Annotated in this window: 14 protein-coding genes; all 14 read left to right on the top strand. The window is 68.2% G+C overall.

What is annotated here, in order from left to right; translation table 11 throughout:
• Window positions 1-68: 68 nt before the first annotated feature.
• On the top strand, window positions 69-6,029 hold the full coding sequence (locus ACCD06_RS20525; protein ID WP_413343087.1) for a hypothetical protein: 5,961 nt from the start codon (window positions 69-71) through the stop codon (window positions 6,027-6,029).
• A 197-nt stretch (window positions 6,030-6,226) separates the two neighbouring features.
• Window positions 6,227-7,588 (top strand): TolC family protein, encoded by a 1,362-nt coding sequence (locus tag ACCD06_RS20520; RefSeq protein ID WP_413343085.1) that lies wholly within the window; start codon window positions 6,227-6,229, stop codon window positions 7,586-7,588.
• A complete protein-coding gene (locus ACCD06_RS20515) occupies window positions 7,585-9,267 on the top strand; it encodes an ATP-binding cassette domain-containing protein (RefSeq protein WP_413343083.1) in 1,683 nt (560 codons plus the stop codon). The genes ACCD06_RS20520 and ACCD06_RS20515 overlap by 4 nt, the downstream gene beginning before the upstream one ends.
• Window positions 9,264-10,634: an HlyD family type I secretion periplasmic adaptor subunit gene (locus ACCD06_RS20510; RefSeq protein WP_413343081.1), complete on the top strand. Its 1,371-nt coding sequence runs from the start codon at window positions 9,264-9,266 to the stop codon at window positions 10,632-10,634. Before ACCD06_RS20515 ends, ACCD06_RS20510 begins: the two co-directional genes overlap by 4 nt.
• A gap of 46 nt (window positions 10,635-10,680) precedes the next feature.
• Entirely contained in the window at window positions 10,681-13,764 is a 3,084-nt protein-coding gene (locus ACCD06_RS20505) for an ABC transporter substrate-binding protein (protein WP_413343079.1), read from the top strand.
• 14 nt (window positions 13,765-13,778) lie between these two features.
• Window positions 13,779-14,201: a hypothetical protein gene (locus ACCD06_RS20500; protein WP_136702934.1), complete on the top strand. Its 423-nt coding sequence runs from the start codon at window positions 13,779-13,781 to the stop codon at window positions 14,199-14,201.
• A 2-nt stretch (window positions 14,202-14,203) separates the two neighbouring features.
• Window positions 14,204-14,686 (top strand): hypothetical protein, encoded by a 483-nt coding sequence (locus ACCD06_RS20495; RefSeq protein WP_413343077.1) that lies wholly within the window; start codon window positions 14,204-14,206, stop codon window positions 14,684-14,686.
• Window positions 14,683-15,450 carry a hypothetical protein gene (locus ACCD06_RS20490; RefSeq protein WP_413343075.1) on the top strand — a complete coding sequence of 256 codons (768 nt, stop codon included), beginning with the start codon at window positions 14,683-14,685 and terminating at the stop codon, window positions 15,448-15,450. The genes ACCD06_RS20495 and ACCD06_RS20490 overlap by 4 nt, the downstream gene beginning before the upstream one ends.
• A complete protein-coding gene (locus tag ACCD06_RS20485; RefSeq protein ID WP_413343073.1) occupies window positions 15,438-18,695 on the top strand; it encodes a type VI secretion protein IcmF/TssM N-terminal domain-containing protein in 3,258 nt (1,085 codons plus the stop codon). Before ACCD06_RS20490 ends, ACCD06_RS20485 begins: the two co-directional genes overlap by 13 nt.
• Window positions 18,696-19,085: 390 nt before the next feature.
• Window positions 19,086-19,586 (top strand): YcjF family protein, encoded by a 501-nt coding sequence (locus tag ACCD06_RS20480; protein ID WP_109157533.1) that lies wholly within the window; start codon window positions 19,086-19,088, stop codon window positions 19,584-19,586.
• A gap of 42 nt (window positions 19,587-19,628) precedes the next feature.
• Window positions 19,629-19,799, top strand: coding sequence for a hypothetical protein (locus tag ACCD06_RS20475; protein WP_169054901.1), 171 nt, complete (start codon window positions 19,629-19,631; stop codon window positions 19,797-19,799).
• A complete protein-coding gene (locus ACCD06_RS20470; RefSeq protein WP_247874555.1) occupies window positions 19,796-20,575 on the top strand; it encodes a substrate-binding periplasmic protein in 780 nt (259 codons plus the stop codon). Before ACCD06_RS20475 ends, ACCD06_RS20470 begins: the two co-directional genes overlap by 4 nt.
• A 7-nt stretch (window positions 20,576-20,582) precedes the next feature.
• Complete coding sequence (locus tag ACCD06_RS20465; protein WP_413343070.1) at window positions 20,583-22,334, top strand: ATP-binding cassette domain-containing protein; 1,752 nt, start codon at window positions 20,583-20,585, stop codon at window positions 22,332-22,334.
• Between the two features lies 1 nt (window position 22,335).
• Window positions 22,336-23,649, top strand: coding sequence for a prohibitin family protein (locus tag ACCD06_RS20460; protein ID WP_413343068.1), 1,314 nt, complete (start codon window positions 22,336-22,338; stop codon window positions 23,647-23,649).
• Window positions 23,650-23,652 lie beyond the last annotated feature (3 nt).

The raw sequence follows: 23,652 nt of genomic DNA, 5'->3' as shown, positions 1-23,652 counted from the left end.
TTCTTCAGAAAATCGCGGTCTCATTGCCAGTTGCTACTAGCAACTTCTGCCCCGGCGAAAGGGCCGTGATGACAGACCCTCAGAAGGCCGATGCACCGTCCGCTCCGCTCATGACCATCCCTGAGGCGCTCGCTTCGGAAGCGGCAGAGGTGCTTCTGATCGGAAATCGGCAAGCGCTGCTTGCGGTGCAGGAGAAGATGGCGGAAGCCTTGAGCAGCCAAGGCTTCCCTGGAAACGCCGCAGGCACGCTCGCGGAAGGCTGGATGCATGACTTCGCCGATGGACTCGGCGCCCACGCCACGCCGGATGCCGCCATCCTCCAGGCGAACCGGATCGCTGCGGGTGCCGCCGCGCGCATGACTCAGGCGATGCAGGATGCGGCATCCCTGACCGGCGAGCAGCGGATGGCAACGGCATTGGCCCAAGGACAGGGAGTGGACGCGCAATCACTGTCCGTCCCGGGCTCGGCAGCCGACCTGTCCGCCGCCCTGTTCAACGGCGTAATGGACCCGCTCGCCCGGCCGGCGGGGGCGGCGGACCCGGTTGCCGCGCTGGCACAGTCCCTGAGCGCGCCGACGGCCCATACGCCTCCTTCAGCGCCTCCGGTTTCTCCGGTGGACCAACTGACCGCCGCGCTGGCCTCGGGCGCGGGCGTGCAGGAGGCCGTCAAGGCATTGGGAAGCAATCAGAACAGCCACTTCGCCGATACGCTCGAACGGGCACTGTCCAGGGGTGCCGAGTCCGACGCAGCGGTCACCGCAGCCCAGGAACTGAGCGCCAGCAGCGAGGTTTTGGCCCACTCCGCCTCGGTTGCCCAGTCCTACGGAAGCCATTTGCTCGCCACGCTCGCGTCCGGAGGCGCGGAGGCGCGCAATGCCCTGGGCGGCCCGGCCTTTGCCAGCGTCCTGAATGATGCGCTGGCCCAGGGTGGGGCGCCCGATGCGGCGCTTGGTGCATCGGTCAGGGCACAATCGGACATGACGGCCAGCCAACATGCCGCCGTCGTACCGGCGAAGCCGACCGACGCGCTGGTAGCGTCGCTTGCGTCCGGCCGCGACGTGGCGGAAACCATAAAAACCTTCGCCATGGCCGCCGGTATCGACGCGAAGGCATCCGGCGGGTTCGGTCAGGCTTTGGAAGGCGCACTATCCGCGGGCCATGAACCGGCCGGGGCACTGGGCGCGGCACGGCAGGACGTCGTCGCCCTGTCCGCCCTGTCCGCCGAGACGATGAAGGGCGTCAAGGCCGACCCGCTCGTCGCGGCGCTCGCCAGCGGGCACAATGTCCAGCAAGCCGTCCAGGCTCTTGGCGGAAGCGGAGCCACATTCAGCGCGGCACTGGGACAGGCCCTGGCGGAAGGGCGGACCGCCGGGCAGGCGCTGGCGGCGGCCCGTCAGGCTGCCGAAACCGTCCAGCAGAACGCCCACGCCAGCGAAGTCCCGGTGTCGCCGCAGGACAAGGCGATGGCCGACCTCGCCAACCCGGACAAGGCCGCCGCTGGCGAAAAGCCCGGCGACGGCAAGAAGACGGCGGAGAACAGCGCGCAGCACAGCGATAGCGCTGACGGCAAGGCTGCCGGGCAGGTGGCGGACGCCGAGGCCAAGGACGGCAAGCAGGACGCTAAAGCGGAAAAGGACGGCACGGCCGACAAGGATGACGGCAAGGGCGATGCCAAGGAGAACGCAGGCGACAAACAAGCGGCCGATGCCTCCGCGGATGGAATGCCCGCCGCGCCGGACTCCTCCTCTGCCCCGGCGGCAAAGCAGGCGACGATGAGCGAGGCCGCGCTCAAGACAATTAGCTTCGATCAGGCCGGCGTAACGGACAAGGCAACCGCGAGCGACACGTCCACCCACGCCACCACATCCGCGGATGTACGGCCGGCGGTCTCATCTCCGTCGGTGACCAAGGCGCTGACCACCACCGACGCCTTCGCCGTCGCCGCGCAAAGCCAGCAGCGGGCGGTCCAGGCGGCGGTCCAGGCCCTCGAGAACGCGTCATCCGGCACAACCGGCACCAGTTCGCCCAGCAACACCCCGACGCTTCCCTCCACCCCCAGCCTTCCGGCCGAACATCATAATGCCGCGCCTACCCTGTCATCGTCCTTCGACGCGGCGGCTCTGGCCAAGGCGCTGGCGGTGACCGAGGGAACGACCGCTCCCGCCGGATTCACCGTCTTCCATCTGATCGAATCGATGTTCCGTCCTGGGGAGACCGGCGGCAGCGTGGTCGGCGTCGCCATCGTCGGCAACAGCGGTTCGGCGCTCGGCATCTGGCAGTACAGCGTCGACGGCAGCAACTGGCTGGTTGTGGGCTCGGTTGCCGAAACGGCGGCCCTCGTGCTGCCGGGCAATGCACTTCTCCGCTTCCTGCCCACGGCAGGTGCCTCAGGACAAGCTCCCGCCCTAGATCTTCGGGCGGTGGGAGATGAATGGACCAGCGGCTTCAGCGGCGCCGAACATCGCTTGTTTATGATTGCCGGTACGGGAGGCACGACGCCCCTGTCGTCGGAGGTCGCGCAGCTTTCCCTTGAGATCACCCCCGTCAACGGCGCCCCGGTGGCGACAGGCGTACAGGCGGTCTTGGATGCCATGGCGGAGGACGGCACCAACCCGGCCGGCGCCAGCGTTCTTTCGCTGTTCGGCAAGCTGTTTTCCGATCCGAGCGATGCTGTCTTTGGAGCGGCCGGCGACGGCTTCGCCGGTGTCGCCGTGGTCGCCAATCCCGGCAACGCCGCCCAGGGCGAGTGGCAGTATTGGGACGGTGGCAAATGGGTCGCGGTCGGCACGGCGTCGGACGGCAATGCGCTGCTGCTGTCCACCGACACGATGCTGCGCTTCCTCCCCGTCGCCGACTGGAACGGCCAGCCACCCAGCCTGATGGTGCGTCTGGTCGATGATTCCCAGGGTGCCATCGTCAGCGGTGGCCGCGTCGACCTGAAAAGCCTCGGCGTCGGCGGAACGACGCCCTACAGCGTGTCCGCCATCCTGCTCGACAGCCATGTGACCGCCGTCAATGACGCCCCGGTCGCCACCGGCACGACAGCGACGTTGGCCCATATTGCGGAAGATACAGCCAATCCCGCCGGCACGACCGTCTCCGCCCTGTTCGGCAGCCTGTTCTCCGACCGGACGGACGCGGTGGCCGGCGGATCGACTGCGAACGGCTTCGCCGGCGTGCTGGTGATCGGCAACGCCGCGACAGCGTCCGAAGGATCCTGGCAATACTGGACCGGCGACGCCTGGACCAACATCGGAGTGGCGAGCGACGGCAATGGGCTGTTGCTGGCGGCCGGCACCGCTCTGCGCTTCCTGCCCGCCGCCGACTGGAACGGTACGATGCCGGCTCTGACCGTAAGGATGGTGGACGATTCGCTGGGCAGCTTCGCCAGCGGCGGGCGTGTCACCGAGACCACCGGCGGTGGGACCAGCCGCTTCAGTGCCGGCACCATCACGCTGGCCGGCACCGTCGATGCCGTCAACGATGCTCCCGTCGCGACCGGCACCGCAGCAACCCTGCCGGACATCGCCGAGGACACCGCCGATCCGGCCGGAGCAACCGTCACCAGCCTGTTCGGCGGCCTCTTCTCCGACGCTGCCGACGCCGTGGCCGGAGGATCGTCGGCCAACCGCTTTTCTGGGATCGCCATCGTCGGCAACGCGGCAACCGCCGCGCAAGGCATCTGGCAATATTGGACCGGCACCGCCTGGACGGCCGTAGGGGCGGTATCGGAAGGATCGGCATTGGTGATTGCCGCCGGCGATCGCCTGCGTTTCGTGCCGGCTGCCGACTGGAACGGCACCACCCCGGCGCTGACGGTTCGGCTGATCGAGGAGGGCGGCGGCACGCCTGCGACCGGAAGCCATGCCGACCTGACGCAGGGCGTTGGCGGCAGCACGGTCTACAGTGCCGAAACCATCGCGCTGACCGGCAGCGTCACGCCGGTCAACGACGCGCCGGAGGTCACCGCCGGTACGACCTCGCTGTCGACGGTGAAGGGCATTGCCGTCGCGGTTACCGGGCTGTCGGTGTCGGACATCGACGCCGGTTCGACACCGATGCTGGTCACCCTGTCCGCCGGACACGGGACGCTGACCCTAGCGAACGATGGGCTAGATGCCGTCATCACCGGAAACGGGACGGACACCGTCACCGTCCGGGCGACGCTCGCCACCATCAACAGCCTGCTGGGCGCCACCAACGGGCTCCTCTATACCGCAACCTCCTACATCGGCGCCGACAGCATTCATATGCTGGTGGACGACCAGGGCGGCGGCGGAGCGGGCGGGCCGCTGACCGCCGGCGCATCCGTTGCCGTCACGGTGGTGCCGCCCAACTCCTCTCCGGTTCTGATCGACACCGACCTCTCCCTCTCCGTCGCGGCGGAGGCGCTTGCGCCGCCCACCGCAGGCACCGCGGGGTTTACCGTCTCGAAGCTGGTCGGCCTGAACGGCGCCGGCCCGGTCAACGTCACCGACAGCGATGCGGGGTCCGTGACCGGCATCGCCCTGGTCGGCACCAATGAGAGCTATGGGCACTGGTGGTTCTCGACCGACGGCGGCACGACCTGGATCCTGGTCGGCACGGTCAACGACAGCGACTCCGCCCTGCTGCTGCGCCCGACCGACCAGTTGTATTTCCAGCCCAACGCGTCGGTACCCGCCACCGTCAGCGGTGCTTTGACCATTCATGCCTGGGACCAGACCAGCGGAACCGCAGGCACCAAGGTCGTGATGGACACCAGCGCCGGCAGCGCCTTCTCCACCGCCACCGACAGCGTGACTCTGCACCCCGGCGTGCTGATCCCGAACGGCTCCTTCGACAATGGGTTGAGCGGCTGGACCTACACCGGCGGCACCAGCGTGGGCTCGACCGGGGACGGTCATGAGGGCACCATCACCTCCGCGAGCGGCCAGACGCCGACCCAGTTGGAGGACTTTCTCGGCCTGACGTACGGCTCGATCGCCGCCGCGACCGGAACCGTGCCGTCCTATGGCCACGCCATGAAACTCGGCACGGCCGTGACGGTGACGCAGGACACGAAGCTGACCTTCGACTGGTCCTTCACCTTCTCGGATCCCGGCTATCACGATTTCGCCTTCGTCAGCGTCAACGGCGTGGTGACGCTGCTGGCGAAGGAGGCGAGCGCCAGCGGCAGTTTCAGCGTGGTGGTTTCGGCCAACAGTACCCTGTCGCTTGGCTTCGGCACCTCGGATACGAGCGACAACAGCGTCAACCCGATCCTGCGCGTCGACAACATAAAGCTCACCACCGTCGCCAGCGATCCCATCGTGCTGGACATGACCGGACAGGGGCTGTCCCTGCGTCCGCTGTCCGACGGCACGCATTTCGATGTGACCGGCGACGGCGTCGCCGACAGCACCGGCTGGGTCGGGGCCGGCAACGCCCTGCTTGTACAGGACAGCGACGGCAACGGCCGCATCGACGACGCGCACGAACTGGTATCGGAGCAGTTCGGCAGCGGCTTCAACAGCAGCCTTGAGGCGCTGGCGTCCCTCGACCGCAACCATGACGGTCGCATTGACGCCACCGACGAGGCCTTCGCCACGCTGAAGGTCTGGCAGGACGGCAACGGCGACGGAATAAGTCAGGTCAGTGAACTGCGGAGCCTCTCCGAAGTGGGCATCCGCTCCATCGCCACCACCTCGACGCCAAGCGACGCGATCGTCGCCGGCAATCGGATCCTGGGCACCGCCAGCATGACGATGGCCGACGGCAGCACGCACATGGTGGCCGGTGTCGCGTTTGACGTGAAGGCCGCCTCCGCGGCACAGGTCCAGATCCAGCCGGCGGCGATCACCCCGGCCGCTGCCGCCGTCAATGTGGTGCCGGGGACCAACTTCACCGGTCTTCTGGCATCCGGCCTCGGCCTGCCCACCGACGCGGAAGTTGTGCCTCAACCCGATATTTCTCACGCGCTTGCATCGAGTCCGGAGTCGCACGCCCCTGATCAACATCATTCGCAAACCAGCGATGCGTCAAACGTGCACCACATAAACGGATCCTAATAGATCTGTCAGATTTAGAGGATTTATTAAGCAATTGAACACTGTTTTGTCTTAATTTCCAAGGAGCGCGGTCGGCTATATTCGCCAGCGCAATAAACCCAAAGCTTCAGCCGACAGCGTTTCTCAGGACCCTCATGCGCAAATTCTTCTTTTACGCCACGGCCTGGCTTACGCTTCTTGGTGGAGCATCACAGCCTTTGATTGCATCGCCGCGCGAAGATGTGATCTCGCTGATTTCCAAGGCGACGGAAACGCATGACCGACTGAGAGGGGCAGAGGCGGCGGCAGACTCCGCCCGCAATGGACTGCGGATCAGCCATGGCGGCTGGTATCCGACTCTCAGCCTGTCGGCCAACGGCGGACGCGAAACCACCGAAAAGCCGGCGGGCCTTCCCAACACCGACCTGGACGCCGGTCAGCTTTCGATACGCGCGACCCAGCTGATCTGGGACTTCGACGCGACCAATGCCGACATCCGGCGGGCGCAGGTCTCGGTCGTTCGCGCCGACATCGCGGTGGAGCGCACCCGCCAGGAACTGCTGGTGGAAGGCCTGTCCGCCTACGCCAACCTCGTCCGCGCCCACCGACTGCTCACCTTCGCCCGGCAGTCGGAAGACAACATCCGCCGCCAGACCGGCCTTGAGGAAGTCCGCCTTCAGGAGGGCTACGGCTTCTCCACCGACGTCCTGCAGGCCAAGAGCCAGCTCGCCGGCGCCCAGGCCCGCCGCGTCGCGGCCGAAGAAGCGATGCAGACCGCGCTGAGCCGCTTCCAGGCCTATTTCGGCCATGTGTCCTTCCGGCTGGACGGCGCCGAGGTTCTGGCGATGACCAAGGCCTCCCTGCCCCCGTCGATGGACGCGGCGGTGGAGGAGGCGCGCCGCCACAATCCGCGTCTGCAGGAGCTGGCCCTGACCACCGTCGCGGCCGAGGAGGCCGTGACCTCGGTGCGCGGCCGCAGCCTCTATCCCCGGGTGGAAGGCTATGTCGAGCGCAACATCAAGCGCGACGTCGCCGGCCAGCCCGGACGGCAGAACGAACTGCTGTTCAAGCTGCAGGTCACCTTTTCGCTGAACACCGGCCTGACCGCGATCAACAGCGTCCGCCTCGCCGAGGCCGACCTGCGCGCCGCCGACGCCACCTGGGCCGATCAGGAGCGCACGGTGCTGGAAACCGTCCGCAACAGCTGGAGCCGGCTGGCAAGCGCCCGGTCACAGGTGAAGCTGCTGAACGATCAGGCGAGCCTCGCCGCCGGTTTCCTCGACGTGGCGCGGGCGGAGCGTGAACTGGGGTCCCGTTCGCTCATCGACATCCTGTCGGGCGAGACGACGCTGATCAACGCCCGCAGCGACGCCGCCGCCGCCGAGACGGAACTGGTTCTCGCCGGCTACCGCCTGCTTGCCGCCATGGGTCGGCTCAGCGCCGCCGACATCCAGACCAAGCCGATGCCGAAATCGGCGGCGATGGGACGCGGACTGTTCGACGACCCCGGCAGGCAGGAACCGGCGCCTCCCGCCAACCGGGATTCGAAGCGCAAGCGTGGGAAGGGAGACCAGCAATGACCGGCGGCGCCATCGGCTTGCTGCTTTTGCGGCTTCGCGTAAATCTGCGGCTGACGACCCGCGTCTTCGCGGCCTCGTTCGCGGCGAACCTGCTCGGCCTCGCCTCCTCCTTCTACACCATGCTGGTGCTGAACCGGTATGTGACGCACGGCGTCGATTCCACGCTCGTGGCGCTGACCGTCGGCGTCGTGCTGTCCATCGCTTTCGAACATCTGTTCCGCCATGTCCGGCTGGGCATCGCCGGCCGCATCGGCCGTGTCGAGCACGAGCGGCTGGCAACCGGCGCCTTCGGCATCCTGCTGACCGCAAGGAGCGGAGCCGGTTCGGCGGAAGGCGACGCCGCCCGGCGCGAGGCAATGCGGGCGCCCGAACAGATCGACGCGGCACTGGGTTCCGCCAATCTGGCGACCCTGTTCGACCTGCCCTTCGCAGTGGGCTTCATCGTCGTGGTGGCGCTGGTCTCCTGGCCGCTGGCGGCGATCTGCGTTCTCTTCACCCTGCTGTCGATCGCCGCCGGCCTTCTGGCCCAGGCCGACATGCGGGCGGTCGGCCGCGATATGGCGCAGGCCGGCGCCGACGCGCAGGGCCTCGTCACCTCCGCCATTGTCGGCCGCGACGCGGTGGCGCTGTTCGGCGGTGCGAAGCCGCTGCTGGGCGAGTGGCAGCGCGCGGCGAAGGCGCTGCGGACGATGCGCGAGCGGATGTCGATGCGCCAGGGTCGCGCCCAATCCATGGCGCAGAGCCTCCAGGCGCTCCAGGGTGTGGCGGTCATCGCCACGGGTGCCGTGCTGGTGGTGCGTGGCGAACTGGATGTCGGCTCGCTGATCGGCGTCAACCTGCTGGTCGGCCGGGCGCTGGCTCCCTTCACCCGGCTGGCGCAGATCGGCGAATCGCTGGCGATGGCCCGCCAAGCGCAGAGCCGTCTGGAGCAGTTCGCCCGCACGGCGGTGGAGCCACCGACCGGCACCAGCCTGCCCCGCTATGACGGGACGCTGGAACTGCGCGACCTGACATACACCCCGGCCGGCGCCGTCACCCCGCTGCTGCGCCGTCTGTCCCTGTCGGTGCCCGCCGGCAACATCCTGGTGCTGAAGGGCCGGAACGGGTCGGGCAAGTCGACGCTGATCCGCATGATCGCCGGGCTGGCCGATCCTCAGGAGGGTGCGGTGTTGGCCGATGGTGTCGACATCCGCAAATTCGCCCCCCTCTGGTGGCGCCAGCAGATCGGCTACCTGCCGCAGGAGCCCGTCTTCCTCAACCGGACCATCCGGGAGAACCTGTTGCTCGCCAACCCGCGTTTGTCGGAGACGGAGTTGCAGGCCGTTCTTCACCGTGCCGGCGCCGACCGCGCTGTGGCCGACTGCGCCCAGGGGTTGGACACGCCGCTGCGCAACTTCGGCCAGGAACTGCCGGTCGGGCATCGGCGCCGGCTGGCGCTCGCCCGCGCGCTCGCGGTCGGTGGACGGCTGGTGCTGCTGGACGAGCCGACCGACGGGCTGGATGCCGAAGGTACCGCCGTCGTCTACCGCACGCTGATCGAGCTGGCGCGCGCCGGCCACACCGTGGTCATCGCCTCGCACGATCCGCGCATCCTCCAGGGCGCCTCGCTGGTGCTCGACCTCGACCGGCCGCAGGACACGGCGATGACCTCCGACACGGCCGCAATGGTGGCATCATGAAGCCGCTTCCCCTGCTGACCCGCAAGACGGCCGCCGGCCCTACCCTTCCTCTGGGGGGCACAACGGCACCGGCGCTGCCCTTCACCACCGCCACGGCGCCTGAGACCGAGGGCCGCTTCGGTGACGGGTTGTTCGCCGTCGGCATCGCCGCCTTCCTGGCCGCGGTGGGCTGGGCGTCGGTCGCCGAGCTGAATGTCTCCAGCAGCGCCCCCGGCGACGTGGTGCCGCTGGCCTACAACCAATCGGTCCAGCATTTCGAAGGCGGTATCGTCCGCGACATCCTGGTGCAGGAAGGCGATTCGGTGAAGGCCGGGCAGGTTCTGGTCGAATTGGACCAGACCAAGACACGCGCAGACCTTGAGGAGCTGCGCCTGCGCCTCGGCTCGCTTTCCGCCGACATCGCCCGGCTGGAGGCCGAGGTCGCACGCCGCGACAGCATCGACTTCCCCGACAAGTTGAGTCGCGAGCGGTCGGATCTGGTGGCGCAGACCCGCGACCTGTTCCGCGCCCGGCGCGACCGGCTGGCTTCCGACCTCGACATCCAGCGCCAGGACATCGTCCAGCGCGAACAGCAGATGGCCGCCGTCCGCGCCCGCATCTCCGGCTCCCAGGTGGCGCAGGGACTGATCCGCGAACAGCTGTCGATCAGCGAAAGCCTGCTGAAACGCGAGATCACCAATCGCATGAAGCATCTGGAGCTGCTGCGCGACGACGCCCGCATTACCGGTTCCATCGCCGAGGACCGCGCGACGCTGGCCCAGGCTGAGGCCGCCCTGGCCGAGGCGCGCAGCAAGCTGGTGTGGATCGGCCGCAAATACGAGGAGGAGGGCCGCAACGCGCTCGACGAGGCGCGGCGCAACCACAGCGAACTGTCGCAACGGCTGACCCGTTACCAGGACAGCCTCGACCGGTCCAGCATGCGGGCGCCGATGGACGGCATCGTCAAGACGCTGGCGGTCTCCACCAAGGGCGCCGTCGTCAAGGCCGGTGAAACCGTGGTGGAGCTGGTGCCGCGCGACGGCAATCTGGTGGTGGACGCCCGCCTGCCGGTGCAGGACATCGGCTATGTCCGCGCCGACCAGCCGGTGGTGGTGACGCTGGCCGGCAGCGACGCCTCACGCTTCGGCCATATCGAGGGCCGGGTCCGCACGATCAGCCCCGACACCCTGCTCGATGCCAACAAGCAGTCCTACTACAAGGTCCGCGTCGAGCTGCCGGTGACCCGCTTCGACTATGGCGGCAAGACCTACGAGCTTTTCCCCGGCGTGCGGGTGACCTGCAGCATCCTGACCGGGCGCCGCACCATCCTCGACTATGTCTTCTCGCCGGTCCTTAACGGCCTTCAGCACGCGATGCAGGAGCGGTGAGGATGGTCCGCGCGGCTCGATTTTTCCCTCTCCCGAGGTTCACCCGATGCTGAGTTCGCTCCAGCCCCGTTCCCGGCCGCCGCTGCGCTGGTCGCACATGACCAAGAAGGCGCGCTTCGCCCTGATCCTGGCGGCGGCAATGCTGGTCACCGTACTGGTGTCCCTGGTCGTGCGCGCCGGCTTCCTCGGCGAGCGCGGCGGCGAGCCGCTGACGCTTGCCGTCGTCGGGCCGCTGAGCGGACCGGACGCCGCACTGGGGCTGGCGCTGCGCAAGGGTGCGGCCCTGCGGGCCGATACCATCAATGCAGCGGGCGGCATCGGCGGAAGGCCGTTGGAGATCAGGCCCTTCGACGACGAGGGCGATAAAGGAAAATCGCTGGAGATCGCCCGGCGCATCGCCAACGATCCCGGCATCGTCGCGGTGATCGGCCACACGCCGGAGGCTACCGACAGCGCCACCGCCATCTATGCCCAGAAGAAGATCCCGCTGATCGCCCCGCGCCCGCTGGTCCGCCCGGCGGATGCAGCACCCAGCCCATGGCTGTTCAGCATCGCCTTCGACCGCACGCATGAGACCCGCTTCCTCGCCAACTATGTCCGCAACGTGGTGGGCGAACCGATGGTCGCCATCATCCGCGAAGACAGCGAGCAGGCGGCCTCCCTGGCCGGTCAGTTCGACACCATCCTCCAGCGCTTCGGCACCAAGCTGGTCAACCAGTGGACCTACGCCCCCGGACGCGGCGGAGCCGGCGCCCTGCCGGCGCTCGCCCAGGCGGTGAAGGAGAAGATGCCGACCGGCGCCATCGTCGTTATCGGGTCGGCGGTGGACAGCGCCCGCGTGGTGGTCGCGCTGCGCGACACCGGCGTGCGCAACCTAATCGCCGGCGGCTCCGAAATGGCGACGGCCGCCTTCCGCACCGAAATCGTCACCCAGACACAGGCCAATCCCAAGGCGCTGACGCCGGAGGCCTACGCCCATGGCCTGGTGGTCGCGTCGCCCGTGCTGTTCGACACGGCGAACGAGCGGGCGCAGCGCTTCTACGGCCAGTATGTCAAACGCTTCAACGCGGTGCCCGACTGGGCGGCGGCGCTGGGGGCCGACGGCGTCGACCTGATCGCCGGCGCCATCGCAGCTTTCCCCGCCGGCACCGGCAAACCGGACGGCGACGCGTTGCGCCTCGCCATCGCCGGCCACGACCGGACCGAGAACGCCTTCCAGGCCAATGCCGGCGCCTGGACCTTCGATACGCGCGGGCAGGCGACGCTGCCGGTGATGATAGCGACCTACAACGGCCTGAACCCGGTGGCGGCGCTGACCCAATTGCAGCCGATCCGCGAGGCCGGCGTCTCCAACTTCCTGGAGGAGGTGCAGCGGGGGCGGGCGCTCTACGTCAACGACCGCTTCATGTACAAGACGGACGTCATCTACACCGGCGTTCAACTGCACGAGATCCGCGACCTCAACCCCGATACCAACGAAGCGACGCTGAACATGACCATCTGGTTCCGCTACCGCGGCGCCTTCAATCCGGCCGACGTCGTCTTCACCAACGCGGTCAAGCCGGTGGAACTCGGCAAGCCCTACCGCGAGGAGCGCGGCGAGGTCACCACCTATGTCGCCTACCGGATCGAGGGGCGCTTTGCACTCGACTTCGCCGACCAGCGCCCGCCCTACGGCAGCCATTCGGTCGGCGTCAGCTTCCGCCACCGGACGCAGAACCGCAACACCGTGATGTTCGTCACCGACGTGCTCGGCATGTCGCTGGTGAACACCAACGATTTCGTGGAGAAGCTGAAGGCGATGGCGGCGGCGGAAACCGCCTCGGCCGCCGATCTCAGCCTCGCCGACCGCTTCCGCCGGGCGCTGGAGGGCGAAAGCGAAAGCTCCACTCTGCTCGACCAGCTGCGCGCCCGCCGCGTGCTGGCCCCCTCGCCCGGCTGGCGTCTGGCGCGCGCCTGGATTTCCCAGGACGTCACCAGCGTGAGCAGCGAGGGCGACCCCAACTATGTCGGCTTCGGCCGGCCCCAGCCCGACTTCTCCCGCGTCGATTTCGGCGTGGTGGCGACGCCGGACGCCCCGGCGGCGCGCGACTTCATCCATCGCGACTTCTTCGTCTACATCGCCATCTTCAGCGCCGTTTTGGCGGTCTTCGCCGCCTTCATGGACCGGCGCGACCGCGGCCAGTTCTGGAAGATCCAGACGCTGTTCATGCGCATCCTGTCCTGGCCGCTTCTGCTGATGTCGGCCGGCAACATCGCGCTGGACCAGGCGGTGGCGACGCTTCCGGCCAGCGGCATCGCCATGGTGGTGAACGGCATCAACGTGCTGTGGTGGATCGTGCCGGCGATCCTGGTCGACCGGACGCTGGAACGCTTCGTCTGGACCCCGCTGGAGATCCGCACCCAGCGCCGGATCCCGGCGATCGTCCGCCGCTTCTCCACCCTCATCGTCTTCGGCTTCGCCGGCTGCGGCATCATCGCCTTCGTGCTGAAGCAGCCGATCACCAGCCTACTGGCCGCATCGGGCCTCGTCGGCATGGTGGTCGGCCTCGCCATCCAGGCGAACATCGCCAACGTCTTTTCCGGCATCGTCCTCAACATCGAACGGCCGTTCCAGATCGGCGACAGCATCCAGATCACCGACATCGTCCGCGGCGTCGTGGTGGACATGACTTGGCGGACGGTGCGGGTGCGCAACGTCGCCGGCTTCATCGTCGCCATGCCCAACGCCAAGGTGTCGGAGGCCACCGTCGTCAATTTCAGTGCGGTCGAACGCGTATCGATGAAGCTGGAATATTTCGCCGATGCGCGCCACGACCCCGGACGGATGGGCGGCCTGCTGACCGGCGCGCTCCGCGCCGCCGACCGGGTGATGCCCAGCGCGACCGGCGGCCTGCCCTTCGTGCGCTATGACGGCTTCCGCGCCGTCAACGGCCAGTGGCTGTGCAAGTACAACCTGTTCTTCTGGGTCAAGGACCATGACGCCAGCTTCGCCGTGCCGGAACTGGTCTGGCGGTCCGTCTACCGCACGCTGGCCGACGCCGGCATCGACCCGACCCCGCCCGACCTGATGGAGACGGGTGCTGCAATCGGCACCGTTACCGGCACCGTCACGGCCATACCGGCATGAGCAGGACCATTCCGATGACACGCCCCTTCTCCTGCCGCCCGCTCGTCACGGCGATGCTGCTGCCGGTCCTGCTCGCCGGGGCGGGCTGCGCTCCGATCGGCGGCGAAAAATCCGCCGCGCTCCTGGAGCGGGTGGCCGATGGCGACTATGACGTCGGCATCCGCTATCCGTCCAAGCGCACCCGCTACGTGATGATCGTCGAGGACGACGAGGAGTCCTTCGCCATAACCAACCGGCCGGCGACAGGCAGGGATATGGCCGGCAGGGATACAGCCGACTCCGTGGCGATTCCGGCAGGAGAACCGGCCGTACCCCAGCGGAACGACCGGGTGCTTGCCCCCTGCGCCGGATCGGCCGGCAACTGGTATCGTCACACGCCGGCCGGCTATGTCTGCGCCGGCCAACCGGGAGCCGCGTCCGCGGCGCCGGGCGGCTGACCATGAAGCGTCTGGCTCTGACGATCGCCCTGCTGCTTGCCGCTTGCGCCGCGGACAGATCCGCCCGTCCGGACGCGAATAGCGGCGCGAGCGGCACTTCCGCCCCCATTCTTCGCATTGTGGCCGATGCCGACGCCAACGACCGCCATCCGGTGGCCGTCGACGTGGTCCGGGTGGCCGACGGCGCTCTGGCGCGCCGGCTCGGTTCGCTCGACGCCGCCACATGGTTTCGTGACCGCGCGGTCCTGAACGGAGAGGCCGCCGGACAGATCGCCATTGCATCGTGGGAGATGGTGCCCGGCCAGAGCGTGATCCTGTACAGCCTGCCGCCCTTCGCCGCCACCCCGATCGCAACCATCGTCTTCGCCCGCTACGGCACGCCGGGCACCCACCGCCAGTCGCTGGATGGCGCGGGCGCCCTGGACATCCGGCTGGGTCGCAACGGCTTCACCGTGGCTACGCTGCCGAAGGACACAACACCGTGACCGTCCGGCCTGCCCCCTCGCCTGCCCGTTTGCCCGGCGAAGCTCCGGCCGCGCCGGTTCTCCCCCTGGAAGCGACGCGCGGAACCGGTCCGGGTGTTCTGACCCTGTTCCGCGCCTTCCACACCGATCTGCTGGCCGGGTGCGCTCAGGAGCAGGCCCCCGCCGGATCGGTGGCCGAACGGCTGGTCGCGACGCTCCATGGCATGAGCAGCGCGGCGACCGCCCAGGGACCTGTGGCCCATGGCATGGTGGTGAAGGCGGCCTTCGCGATGGCGATGCTGGCCGACCGGGCGCTGTCCCAGGTGAAGCCTGCCGATGCCGTCGTCGCCGGCCGGCTGTTCGGCGCGAACGCCACGGTGCAGACCCTGTTCGTCCAGGCCGACGACCTGATCCGCCAGGGCGCCAAGGCCGACCGCGGGCTTGCCACCGTCTATCTCGCAACTCTGGCCCTGGGATTTCCCGACGATGCGCAGGCGGCGGCGCGGCGCTCCCCGCTGCACCGTATCGTCACCGGCAGGGAGGGTGGAACCGAGCCGATCCGGGCCGGCCTTGCCAGCCCGCGCGCCTATGATCCGCCGGCGGGTGCCGTGCTCGGCAGCTTCCTTCCCTCGGCACGGCGCTGGTGGATGGCGGCCGGCGGCGTGGCGGCGCTGTTCCTGCTGGTTTCGCATCTGCTGTGGTCCACCGCGGTGAACGATCTACAGCGTGACCTGCGCGGCGCCCGGTCCGCGGTCGAGGATATGGGGCTGTCATGGTCCTACTGATCCTGACGCTGGAGTTCCTGCTCTCCACCATCGGCTCGGCCATCGGCTGGGTCCTGTCCTTCGTCTTCGCCTTTCTGCCCTACGCGCTGGCGGCGCTGCCGCTCTACATCCTCTACCGGGCGGCCCGGACGGTCTGGCCCACGCTGCGCGCCCGGCTGCGCCGCGGCCGCAAGCCCGCCGCCAAGGCCCCGGTCCGCAACAAGACGATGGCGCGCAAGGCCATGGCATCCTCGCCCCTGCATGTGAGGGCGGAGGCGCCGCCTCCGTCGAAAGGCGCCGCCGACAAGCCTCCGCTGGCCCGCATCTACGGCGAAGGGCTGGACATCCTGACCCGGCAGATGCGCGTCCCCCTGCGGCGCGGCGACATTCCCTGGTTCCTCGCCTTCGGCGTCGGCGGTCCGGCGTTGCTCGCCACCGACCCCACCCATGTCAGCTGGCCGGAGGATGGCGGTGGCGGGGACGGCTGCTGGTGGTTCTGCGAAGGGGCGGCGATCCTGCATGCCGGTGCCGACTCCGCCGACGGCTCAAAACTCGACGCCTCCTGGCCGCCGCTGGTCGCGGCGATGGGCAAGCGGCCGATGCGCCGCCCGCTGGACGGCATCCTGCTGATGGTCGGCGCCGACGAGCTGTGCGCCGCCGCCGAACGCGAGGCGCCGCGCAAGGCCCTGGCCAAGCGGGCGGAGGCCCTGCGCGCCCGTTTGCGGGCGATCCGCGACAACCTCGGCATGGTCTGCCCGGTGCATGTGGTCGTAGTGCGGGCAGAGGCCCTCGAGGGCTTCGCCGACCTCTGCGCCGCGGTTCCCGCCGCCATGCTGGACGGCACGCTGGGGTGGACCGGCCAGCAGGACTGGCTGCAGCCTTTCGACCCCGCCCGGGTGGGCGAGGCGTTCGACGCCATCCGGTCGGACCTGGCACTGCTGGAGGCGGACGCCCTTGACGCCGGAACCGCCGGGGTCCGCCTGCCACTGCTGGGTTCGTCGCTGGAAACGCTGCGGCACCCGCTGGCGCTGTTCCTCAATGGTGCGTTGGGAGGGGATGAGGCCGCCGAACCCTTCCCGCTGCGCGGGATCGCCCTGACCGGCGTCTGCGCCACCGCGACCGGCGGGCGCCGCCCGGCCTTCGCCCGCGACCTGCTGCCCGGCCGCGCCTTCGCCGAGCCCGGCTATGGCCGTCCGTCCGAGGCCGCCTTCCTGAAGGGCCGCCGCCGACGCGGGATCGCGCAGGCAACGCTGGTCGCCTCCGCCGCGGTGCTGTCGCTCGCGGCGTGGCACGGCTTCGCCACCGTCTCGGCCGGCAGCCCCGCCGTTGCGGACTCGGTCACCGACCTGCGGCGGGCGCTGCTGTCGCACGACGCGGTCGCCAACGCCCCGATGGTGACCCGCGTGATCGCCGCCACCGCCGCGATGGAGCGCGACCGGCTCGCCACGCCGCTGCTGCCGACCTCCCTGTTCAGCAGCGTCGACGAGGACAAGCAGCGGCTCGCGTCGGTCACCCTGCGCCGCGCGGTGCTGCGGCCGATCCGCGACGCGCTGCTGCCCAGTTCCGCGCTGACCGACCTGCCGCCCGTCGCTAATCCCCGCAGCGTCGAGGAACTGCCGGCCTTCCGCCGGCTGGCCGCACAGTTGGACCGCATCGGCGGCCGGCGCGACGCATTGGAGCGTTACGACCGCTTTCGCCGCAACAGCGGGTTCGACGAGCTGATCGCGCTGGCGGACAGCGTCTATGGCGCCGTTCCCCGCCCGACGGTGACGGCGACCGACGGCTTCATCACGCGCATCGCCGCTGGTGCCGACCTTCCCAACCTGGATGCCAGGACCATCGCGGTCGCCTTGCGGGCGGAGTCGGTACAACTCGCCACCCCGCTCGCCGACGAACTCTATACCCGCAATCCCTTGCGCCTCCGCGCGCAGGCGCTGGCCCGGCGTCTGCGGGATCTTCCCGAGGCGCCGACCGAAGAGGATGTCGCAGACGTCCGCCGATTGGTCGATGCCGTCGCCGAGGCCGCCGCCTGGCCGATCGCCGCCGCGTTGCAGGACCCCGCGCGCGGCCTGCCCGATGCCGTCAAGCTGGCGCTCCAGAAGGCGGCGATCGCCGACCTGCCCGGCCGCGACACCACCGACCGCATCACGGAAGCGCTGTCGACCGCCGCCACGTCGGCCCGTGCCGCCATCCTGGCGCTCGACGCCGTGCCGGTCGGCCGCCTGCTCGTAAGCGGGGAGGGAGGAGCACTGGCCTTGACCCCTGCCGTCGCCGCACTGCCGGCACAAATGGCCGCCGCCTTGGCCAGCAAGGCTCCGGACGAACCGGCGCCGGCCAAGCCCACCGTTCCCGAAAGCAAGTCCGTTGAGGCCGTTTCGGCTGCACCGGCTGTCGAGACGCGATCCGCGCCGAAGGCGCAGGCAGCGGTTTCCCCCATGCCCGAACAACCAGTTGCCACCGATCCAGCGCCTGCGTCGTACACAGCCCCGCCACCTGCCCGGCTGCCGCCATTGCCGATCACGTCCGCCGGGGTTTCTGCCCCGGAGCCGGGCGCGGCAGTGATGACGCTCGATGCAATCTTCGCCCAATCGCTGGCCGGCCGCTTCCCCTTCGTCCGCTCCGACCTCGCCCGCGGCGCGCCCGATGCCGATCCTAAGGAGGTCCGCCGCTTCTTCGAACAGCTTGATGAGAACCGGCCCGCAATCACGAGGTCGGCGACGCCCGAACTCGCCGCTTTCCTGGAGAAGATGGAAGCGGCGCGGCCGCTGCTCGACACGGTCGCGCGCAATGTGCCCGTGAGGGTCCGTTTCACTTACGGCACAAACCGGGCCCAAGAGCTTGGGGCGGAGCATATCATCGATTGGTCCGTCCGTTCCGAAGCCGGTGCGGTCGGCGCCTCCACCGGATCCGAGCCGTTGGTCTGGAAGATCGGTCAGCCGCTGCAGATCAGCTTCCGCTGGGCCTCCGGTTCGCCCTACCGGCCGAAAAGCGCCATGGCGAGCGAGGCCGAGGCCGCTGCGGGCGACACGTTGACCCTGGTGGAACGCGGCCCTTGGGCGCTGCTCCGCCTGCTGAGAAGCCGGTCGGCTCCCTCCTCAGCCACCGGTGACGGCGTCTTGCTGCGCATCGCTTTGCCGACCCAGACCATCGGCGGCGAACCGGCACGCGACACAATCCTGTTCCTGACCGCGTCGATTGCCGCCGGATCGCGCGCGTCTCTGTCGGCCAAAACGCTCGACCTGCCGTTCCGTTTCCCTTCCAGGTAGCACAATGCAGTGACCACAAGAAAAACTAATGATAATTTTCGTCACAAGCCGCAACAAGGCGATCCAATATCCTATAAAAACCTCATCGACCCTAATTGAGACTTAATACGATTTTAATCAATAAAAACGTATCAGTAAGTTAGCTCAAGCCACTATGGCAGGCTTAAAGATCCTGCCAGAAAAGATCTAATCACGATTTGCTAATTTCTTCGCTGCCCCTGAGCAGCATACGCCATTTGTTTGTCAATCGCTGCGTCTGCAATTGACGATAGGCTGCTGCTTTCCCTCAGGAAGCTCGGCTCGGCGATGCGAGATGCATGGAAACGTGTGTTTCGCATCGGAATATCCACCACCGATCAACACTTCCCGACCCGAGAAAGGCTTCGGATCATGGTAGACCGTAAGAAGCGTGCCCAGGACCTGATCAAGTATCACAGCTACGCCTCGGGCGCCTTCGGGCTGATCCCCGTTCCGGGCGCCGACGTCGCCGCCGTCAGCGCGGCGCAGCTGAACCTCGTCCACAAGCTCGCCAAGCTCTACGAAGTCGAGTTCGCGCAGGAGCGGACCCGCGCCATCGTCGGCGCCCTGCTGGGCGGCGTCATGCCGGGGGCTCTCAGCTCCAGCGTCCTGGGCTCCGCCGTCAAGGCGGTCCCCTTCATCGGCACCGCGCTCGGCGTGGCGGTGATGCCGGCGCTGTCGCTGGCGGCGACCCGGGCTCTGGGCCAGGTGTTTGCCCAGCATTTCGAAACCGGCGGCACGCTGCTCGACTTCGATATTGATGCGATGCGCGAGTATTTCCGCAAGGAGTTCGAGGCCGCCAAGGGTCAGGCCGCCGACGCCCCGGCCGCCGCACCGCAGATGGACGAGCAGCCGATCCAGAAGGCCGGTTAAGGCCTGAACGACCGAACGCCGGGTAAAGAGGGAAGCATCGCCGTGTTCGAGCTGATCTATATCGGTCTCTGCCTGCTGGTCGGGTTCCTGGGGATCGGCCGCCGCGGCGGCTTCCTGCTTTATGCCTTTCTGGCGGTGGTTCTAACGCCGCCCGGCGCCCTCCTCGTCATGATCCTGCTGACCTCCCGTCGCAAGAAGCAGGCGAAGGCGTGACCGCAGTCATGACCCTCACCCATCCCACAGCACGGCCACGCCGGCCGCTGTTTCCGGCATTGCTGCTGAGCCTGCTGGCCCTACTTGCCATGTCCTTCCCGGCGAACGCGGAATATTGGACCGTGGCGTCGGAAGACCATTTCCCGCCCTATAATTACTCCTTCAATGGCAATCGCACCGGCATTGACACCGAGATCGTCAACGCGTTGCTGAAGGAGTTGGGCGTCACCCCGGTCCACCGCCCGCTGTCCTGGTCAGAGGTGGTGCAGTCGATGGACGAGAACACCGCCGACATCGGGTTCCAGTTCATCGCGTCACCCGCCCGCTTCGCGCAATACAACATGATTGGGCCGTTCCGCACCGGCACCACGGTGTTCATGGTGCGCAAGGAATCGACGATCACCTTTGACCGACTGGAGGATCTCACCCCCTACCGGATCGGCGTGGTCGACGGCTTCTCCTACGCGCCCGATTTCGACGCCGCGACTTATCTGGACAAGCTTGCCTCCAGCAGCAACGTGGTCAACTTCCGCCGCCTCATCCTGGGCCGGGTCGATGTCATCATCGGCGACCTGCATGTGCTGAACTACATGGCCAAGCAGGACGGCCGGCTGAAGGACGTGCGCGTGCTGCCGAAGCCCGCCGGCCTGATCCCCCGCTACATCGCGCTTCCGAAGGCGCGCAAGGAAAAGGCGGATCGACTGCAGGCCGCCTTCGTCAAGTTGCGCGACAACGGCACCATCGCCCGCATCCTCGACAACTGGCTGGCGGAGTGACCGGTCTATGGGCAAGCGCACTCCTCCCCCCAGCCGGCCGCCGTCCTATCTGCTGCCGCTGATCGGCCTTGCCGACCGCAGCATTCTGACCCGGCTGGTCCTGACCGGCTGCATCGCCGCCACCGCGAACCTCATCAGCCTGATCAGTCTCAGCGCGGAGCTAGACGGCTGGATGCATGGCGAGGTGCTGGACACCCCCTTCCTGGTCTTCTGCCTGTCGCTGCTGGTCGCCTATGCCTTCGGCAAGCGCTTCGTCTCCCTGACGCTGACCACCGCCTTCAGCGCGCTGGCCGACGTGCGGCGGCGGTTCCTGCGCCATGTCACGCTGGGCGGCCACGCCGACATCTTGGATTTGCAGGCCAAGCGGTCCTTCGACCTGGGCAATCACCATCTGGAGCGCATCGCGGCCCTGCTGCCCAACCTGTCGATCGCCGCCAACATGATGCTGGTGGCCGCGGTCGCCTATCTCTACCTTTGGACGCTGTCCACCGTGGGCGCCACGCTATTGCTGGTTGCGGCCGTGCTGGTCGGCGGCTGGTACGTGCGCGAGGCGCAGCGGACCCGCGGCCTGCTGGGCGACGCCAAGGAGTCCGAGCTTCGGATGCTCCAGGGCTTCTCCGAACTGGTCGGCGGCAATGCCGAGGTCAAGCTGGGCAAGGCGCGCCGCGACGAGCTGTCCCAGGCGGTGGAGGTCGACGTCGCCCGCTGGGAAGAACTGAAGCGCCGCCACGGCCGCAACCTGGGCGAACTGTTTTCCTGGATCGCGACGATCATCATCGGCTTCTCGGCGGTCTTCGTCTTCGTCTTCCCGCGCATGGGCGCGATGTCGGCGTCCGAGTTGCCGCTGGTCACCTCGGTCATCCTGTTCCTGGCCCGCCCGCTGTCGAAGTTCCTCAACGCCGTGCCCGACTATGTGGCGGCCGAGGATGCGGCGGCACAGCTGACGGCACTGCTCGCCACCATGCCGGCGATGGAATACGAGCCGTCGCGCACCGCCCGCGCCCCACGCCGTTTTTCCAGCATCGAACTGCGCGGCGTCAGCTTCGCCTACCGCGCCGGGCTGCGGCCGGAACCCTTCGTGATCGGTCCGGTCGACCTGACGATCCCGGCCGGCAGCGTGGTCGGCATCGTCGGCTCCAACGGATCCGGCAAGTCCACCCTGCTTCGCATCATCCCCCTGCTGTTCCGTCCTGACGAAGGGCAGGTGCTGCTCGACGGGCAGCCGGTGGAGACCGACCGGCTGGAAAGTTACCGCGACCTGTTCTGCGCCGTGTTCCAGGACCACCACCTGTTCACCCGGCTGCCGCAGGGCCCCGGCTTCGACGCCGAGCTGTTCCGCGAGATGCTGGCCTATCTGAAGATCGACCATCTGGTTCCGGATACCGGCGACGGCATGCTGAACCGCGACCTGTCGAAGGGGCAGCGCCGGCGCGTCGCCCTGGCGGTCGCGGTGGCGGAAGGACGGCCGGTCGTCATCCTCGACGAATGGACCTCCGACCAGGACGCCGAGTTCCGCATCCGCTTCACCAACGAGATCATCGGTAAGCTGCGGTCGCTCGGCCGCACCGTAATCTTCGTGTCGCACGACGGCGACGTGTCGTCGGTCTGCGACGTCACCATTCGAATGACCAACGGCCGCATGACCTGCGGCGAAATAAACAACGGGCGAATGGACATGCCGGCCGCAACGGCCGTGTCCCGCCCCGCCATGGGCCCCGCCGTCGGCCCGGCCATGGCTTGCTTGCAGGAGACCGCGTGATATGGCTGACCAAGCCTTCACCATCGACGACGCCGATGCGCTGCCGAAGCCGAAGTCGCACCTGCGGGCGCTGCTGGCCCACTGGTACGACGAACACCGCCGGTCCCTGCTGTGCACACTGCTGGTCGGGATCCTGATCTTCCTCTATTTCGCCCCGTCCATCGTCGTCTTCATTCCGGCCGGCCATGGCGGCGTGCTGTGGAAGCGCTTCCACCAGGGCACCCAGATGGCGCCGGCGCTCCCCGAAGGCGTTCACGTCATCTTCCCGTGGGACAAGATCGAGATCTACGACCTTCGCCTGCAGGAGGACACGCGCTCCTACTCGGCCATCGCCAACGACGGCCTGAACGTCAGCATCGAGATCACGGTGCGCTACCGCCCCTATGCGGAGATGCTGGCCGCCCTGCACAAGAATGTCGGCCCGCGTTACCTGGAAGTGCTGCTGGTGCCTGAAGTCGGATCGGTCTCGCGCGAGATCGTGTCGCGCTTCAAGGCGGACGAGCTGTATGCCCATCGCCGCCTGCGGGTGCAGACCGAAACCTACGAGCAGGTCGCCGACCGCGTGATGTATGCCCAGCTGATCGGTGCGGAGAATGTGCCGAAGCCGGACGGGCGGACCAAGACCGGCTATCTGCTGATCCAGGACATCCTGATCCGCAACGTCTCCCTGCCCGAAGCGATCATGGCGTCGATCGAACGCAAGATTCAGCAGGACCAGGCGGCGCAGGAATACCAATTCCGCCTGCAGCGCGAGCTGTTCGAAAGCCAGCGCAAGCAGTTGGAAGGCCAGGGCATCCGCGCCTTCCAGGAGACCGTACAGGCCAACCTGACGGAAAACTACCTGCGCTGGCGCGGCATCGAGGCGACGCTGGAGTTGGCCCACTCGCCCAACGCCAAGATCGTCGTGATCGGCAATGCCGCCAGCGGCGGGCTTCCGCTGATCCTTGACGCCGCCTCCGGCCAGAACGGCACGCCGGCACCCGGCACTCCCGCCGCCATGCCGGGCGCACCGCCCGCGTCGCCGAACGCCAAGCTGACCTCGGTGCCCACCAGCACCGCCGTGCCGCCGGTTTCGCAGCTGCCGTCGCTGAGCGGTGAGGGGGCGCCGGGCCAGACCCCGGTCGCCCAGATGCCCAGCCTGAACACCGGCGGCGAGTCCGCTCCGACAGCCGCGCATCCGGCGGCGCCCACCCCCGCCACCAAGCCCGAACCGGCGAAGGAGGGGTCCAAGGACGGCTCGAAGACCGCGGCATCGGCGCCAATCCTGTCGAAGGTGTCGCCGTCCAAGCTGCTCGACATGATCCAGTCGAAGTGAGGC

It is taken from the genome of Azospirillum sp. CT11-132, assembly GCF_047302835.1.
Classification (GTDB): domain Bacteria; phylum Pseudomonadota; class Alphaproteobacteria; order Azospirillales; family Azospirillaceae; genus Azospirillum.
The sequence above is the reverse complement of the archived record's forward strand: the minus strand, read 5'-3'. Positions and strand labels throughout refer to the sequence as shown.